Consider the following 4,353-nt stretch of genomic DNA (forward strand, 5'->3'; position numbering starts at 1 on the left):
AAGGCATTTTCTATCATTCCGCCATAAAGGTAATCATTTCTCTTTACGCCCAGAACTACAGCCTTAGTTACGGCTTGAAAAATCTTTCCCTAAGTTTCCGCAGCGTAGAAAAGTTTAATCTTTTCTCGAGCAACATTAACATGTTACCACGTTTTGACATTGATGATAGCACTTTTTCGTTAACGGCATCAACCGAAGATAAGATCTTGTCAGCCAGTTCATCTGCAAATTTATTCGCTCTGCTATTTTGTAATAACTGGAGCTCTTGAATTAATTCTGCTCTCATAATTAAGATTTTTTAATGAATGTACAAATATTAACGGACCGAATAATAATTTGTTTCAACAAATAATAAGTTCATCCAAACTATTATCACTAACTTGTTGATAACTAACTTTTTGTTAGCAAATAAACAACCTAACCTTAACACATATTTAATTTTTAGCACTTATTTTTATAAAAACCTGATTACCATTCGTCCCAAAGGGATTCCTTTGGAATTAACCTCAAAAAATACAAATGTATGATGTGGAAAAAATTTAGTGGTGAAATTATTCAATCTTCAATCCTCGAAGAAGTAGAAAACGCGATTATCAGAGAAAGCCAAAACGGCTTTAAGCTTAAAGTTTGCATCGGTACCGATTCGCAGGTAAAAGGCGCAGTAACCGATTTTGCAACCGTAATTGTGCTGTTAAGAGAACATCATGGCGGTTTTATGTACATCCATCAGGAAAAAAGCACACAACAGGTAAGCATTAAAGAAAGAATGTTAATGGAAGTGCAAAAATCAATCGAAACTGCTTATTCTATTTGTGATTTACTTGATATTTATGACGTGGCTTTAGAAGTACATGCCGATATCAACACCAGTCCATCGTTTAAATCGAACAAAGCACTTAACGATGCCATGGGATATATTTTAAGTATGGGCTTTATTTTTAAGGCTAAACCAGAAGCATTTGCCAGTTCTACCTGTGCAGATAAAATGGTGCATTAGTGTAAAGCTTTGACAAATTTATTGGCCAAATGCTAGAAATTTGTCAAAGCTGATTATTTAATGAACATTTTTTTTTGGAAAGCAATTGCAGTAGCTTTTTGGTTATTGCAGTCCCGCTCCCGCTTCTGCCGACTGAAATATCGGCATCTCGCTTTGATCGGGTTTAGGCGGCTTAAACAGTACAGCTATTCGGGGCAAAACAGACAACCAATATCAATCTCTTTACAAACTATACAGTTAAGTCTTCGACTATTCCACCATTGACATCACTTTATATTTATTTGAATATGAATGGTTTACAAACTACGCATTTCCACCTAACTAGGCCATAGCACCATATCCCCGTTCTACTTAAATCCGGCCTAACAAATTTTTCGGGCTCCACCGACACGGCCAACCTACTAACTTCGAAAGAAAACGGCGAAGCCCTCATGAATGCAGCTGAAAACTATAATATAAAATGAATAAATTTTCAGCCGGTGTTTTTTGTTTCTTTTTGACAGCAAAAAGAAAGAGCCCATCGGCGGCGGCGAGCCGAGGAAAGCATGAGCTGTAGGCAAAAAATTAACCCAAAGACTGACATTAAATCCACAAGCTTTAACTTATTCCCTCAACAAAACCCCATCTTTGTTGTTGTGCTTTAAAACAAAAATTTGAAAACTTATAGATTAGAATTTACCCAAAAACTCCCTGTTGATCTTGATACCGCCTGGGACTTTTTTTCTTCGCCAATAAACCTGGCCGAAATCACCCCAAAGAATATGACCTTTGATGTAACCTCACCAAACATCGTCAATACTAAAATGTACCCTGGCCTGATTATCACCTATAAGGTTGCCCCATTGTTTGGCATTAAATTAAACTGGGTAACGGAGATAACACACGTTAAGGATAAGGAGTATTTTATCGACGAGCAACGGTTTGGTCCATTTGCTTTCTGGCACCACCAGCACCATTTCGAAAAAATAGATGGCGGTGTATTAATGCACGATACCTTACACTATAGCATTGGCTGGGGACCAATCGGTGTTATCGTAAATGCCATGGTGGTGAACAACAAAATCAACGAAATTTTTAAGTTCCGTTACCAAAAGGTTGAGGAATTATTTTCTATGCGCTAATTACCATTTTTTCGTTGAAATGGTTTCAGCTTTCTTTTTGGCTTTTTCAACCCTATTGGTTGCTAAATACTTCTTAAAATCATCACCAAATTTTTCTATCTTATTATAAGCGCTGTTTAAAATGTCTTTCCATGCGCCCGCACTCAATTTGCCAGGCGTACGCTCTAATGGTACGCCAATTTTAGTAGTCGCTACAAAATTCCCATAGCGGTCTCTTTGATATGGGATAAACAGTATATCGGTTAACCAAAACCTATATTTGCCATTACGCGCCTCAAAAACGAAATTATAACTTACTTCTCCGCTTGGATGGCCAGCTACCAAAATTGTTTTATCAATTACCATAGTTCCTTTAGCCAAAACAGAAGAATCGGTAGCACTTTCTTGCCTCATCGATTTTTTATAAGCAACATTAACAAAAGATTTAGCCCTTTGCAACAAGGTATCTTTGCTTATCATTTGCGAGTCTACCACCTGATAATAAATAAATTTACCATTATCATCTTTCGAAAACTGTTTTTGCTGCGCAGATAATTGAATTGAAAAAAGAACAAGAATAATAAAAAGAAGATGTTTCATTTGGAATCGGTTAACAGGCAAATGTAATTATTTAAAGGTACGAAAAAGCCGTCCCGATTTACATCTGGACGGCTTGATATTAACATTTTTATTTCCTTAAAAAGCGTAAACGGCTGCCAAAGAGAATTGGCCACCATTCGGTGCCGCAGCGCCACCTTCTTTGAAGAACGGTTTATCACTATTGTGGTCTAATCTTACTTCTGGGATAAATGTTAAACCACCAGATTTAATGTTTGCAGTAAGTGTTACTGCAGTAAAAGCAGTAGCCGGAACTGCACCCGCGGCTTTAAATTTAAAGTACTCACCTCTTAAACCTAAAGTTACTGCATCCAATACAGCAAATTGAGGGTATAAGGCAGCACCTGCGTAACTTCCCGGTACCGAACTATCTTTGATATCATAATTGGCTGCATTTAAACCCAATTTAAATTTCTCTGTAATTTGATATGAAGTGGTTAAATCGATAATCGTTCCATACCCGCCAAAACCAGCTCCCGATAAGGCATTGATGTAAGCAGTCCAGCCTTCAACAGGAGCAACCATTAACTGGCCACCGATAGCCGAAACACCTCTCGAAGCGGAATAAACATTCCAATCGTTAAATAAACCAGCCATTAAACTTACTTTATCGCTGAATTTATAAGTAGCTTTAATTCCCGCATTTTGGAACGGACCATTGGTAAACAGGTAGGAAGTAGAATAGTTAAAGTTTCCAACTGGAGAGATTACCTCATATCCAATAAATGTACCCATGTAACCTGCTGTCATGCTAAACTGATCAGTAAAATCGTAGTTAACATATAAGTTTTGAATATTAAAAGACGAACCTCCGGCTGCAGCATCAGGAATAGATTGCGATTGTCCTCTAGGGCCAAAAGAAAGCTCTCCAACAAATGAAGCTTTACCTGTTTTTTTCTTCAAGGCAATATCAATCATACCTAACGATACCGAGTTGTGATCAGTTACAAAAGATGTTTTTCCGTTTAATGGATTTTTAGCAAAATCATACTTAAAGTACGTATCTACCGATCCTGAAATTTCAAGTGGTGATGTAGTGGTCTCTTGAGCCAGGGCACACGTAGTGCTGGCCATTGCAAAAATAGCGGTTAAAAGTTTCTTCATGTTTGAGCTTATTTTGAGTTTAGATATTATAAAATCCTTAAGATACTGATTCTGTTAATGGACTGTTTTTTTCGATATAGATCGCTCTTTCTTCAACTAGCAAGGTACCTTGAGAGTATTTCTCGTCATGTTGAGATGCATCAAGTCCCATTTCTTCTTCTTCTTCTGATACGCGGATCGGTTGAATCAGGTTGATGAATTTGAAGATGATAAATGATACAACAAAACTGAAGATGATTACAATTACAGCACCTTTTAATTGCGTGATAAAGAAAGCCGGGTTACCATAAAACAAGCCATCAGCACCAGCAGCATTTACTGTTTTTGTTGCAAAAACACCGGTTAACAACATACCAACGATACCGCCCACACCATGACAAGGAAAAACGTCTAATGTATCATCTAAACTGGTTTTTTGTTTCCAAGAAACTACAAGATTAGAAATAACTGCGGCAATAGCACCAATAAATATACTAGATGGAATACTTACAAAACCTGCACCTGGTGTAATGGCTACCAAACCAACTACTGCAC

At 37.3% G+C, this 4,353-nt stretch carries 6 protein-coding genes; 3 read left to right on the forward strand and 3 right to left on the reverse strand.

From position 1 onward, the window contains the following. The 3 genes from AC1DPQ_RS19205 to AC1DPQ_RS19215 all read left to right on the forward strand — a co-directional run. Positions 1-269: hypothetical protein (locus AC1DPQ_RS19205; RefSeq protein WP_477610567.1), on the forward strand; the 269-nt coding region annotated here is incomplete at its 5' end. A gap of 254 nt (positions 270-523) precedes the next feature. Continuing rightward, positions 524-997: a ribonuclease H-like YkuK family protein gene (locus tag AC1DPQ_RS19210; protein ID WP_477583244.1), complete on the forward strand. Its 474-nt coding sequence runs from the start codon at positions 524-526 to the stop codon at positions 995-997. Positions 998-1,650: 653 nt separating this feature from the next. After that, a complete protein-coding gene (locus tag AC1DPQ_RS19215) occupies positions 1,651-2,118 on the forward strand; it encodes an SRPBCC family protein (protein ID WP_477583246.1) in 468 nt (155 codons plus the stop codon). Here AC1DPQ_RS19215 and AC1DPQ_RS19220 read toward each other — a convergent pair whose 3' ends face one another. The 3 genes from AC1DPQ_RS19220 to AC1DPQ_RS19230 form a co-directional block, all read right to left on the reverse strand. Then, positions 2,119-2,697: a DUF4468 domain-containing protein gene (locus tag AC1DPQ_RS19220; protein ID WP_477583248.1), complete on the reverse strand. Its 579-nt coding sequence runs from the start codon at positions 2,695-2,697 to the stop codon at positions 2,119-2,121. It abuts the gene before it with no gap. A gap of 96 nt (positions 2,698-2,793) precedes the next feature. Next, positions 2,794-3,819: a porin gene (locus AC1DPQ_RS19225; RefSeq protein WP_057932804.1), complete on the reverse strand. Its 1,026-nt coding sequence runs from the start codon at positions 3,817-3,819 to the stop codon at positions 2,794-2,796. A gap of 37 nt (positions 3,820-3,856) precedes the next feature. Then, positions 3,857-4,353: ammonium transporter (locus AC1DPQ_RS19230; RefSeq protein WP_477610568.1), on the reverse strand; the 497-nt coding region annotated here is incomplete at its 5' end.

Source organism: Pedobacter sp. 01T416_2, from assembly GCF_056398925.1.

What these genes read in the sequence shown, in the direction of transcription:
- AC1DPQ_RS19220 (WP_477583248.1), bottom strand. Translation starts at nt 2,697, where the DNA reads ATGAAACATCTTCTTTTTATTATTCTTGTTCTTTTTTCAATTCAATTA.
- AC1DPQ_RS19225 (WP_057932804.1), bottom strand. Translation starts at nt 3,819, where the DNA reads ATGAAGAAACTTTTAACCGCTATTTTTGCAATGGCCAGCACTACGTGT.
- AC1DPQ_RS19210 (WP_477583244.1), top strand. Translation starts at nt 524, where the DNA reads ATGATGTGGAAAAAATTTAGTGGTGAAATTATTCAATCTTCAATCCTC.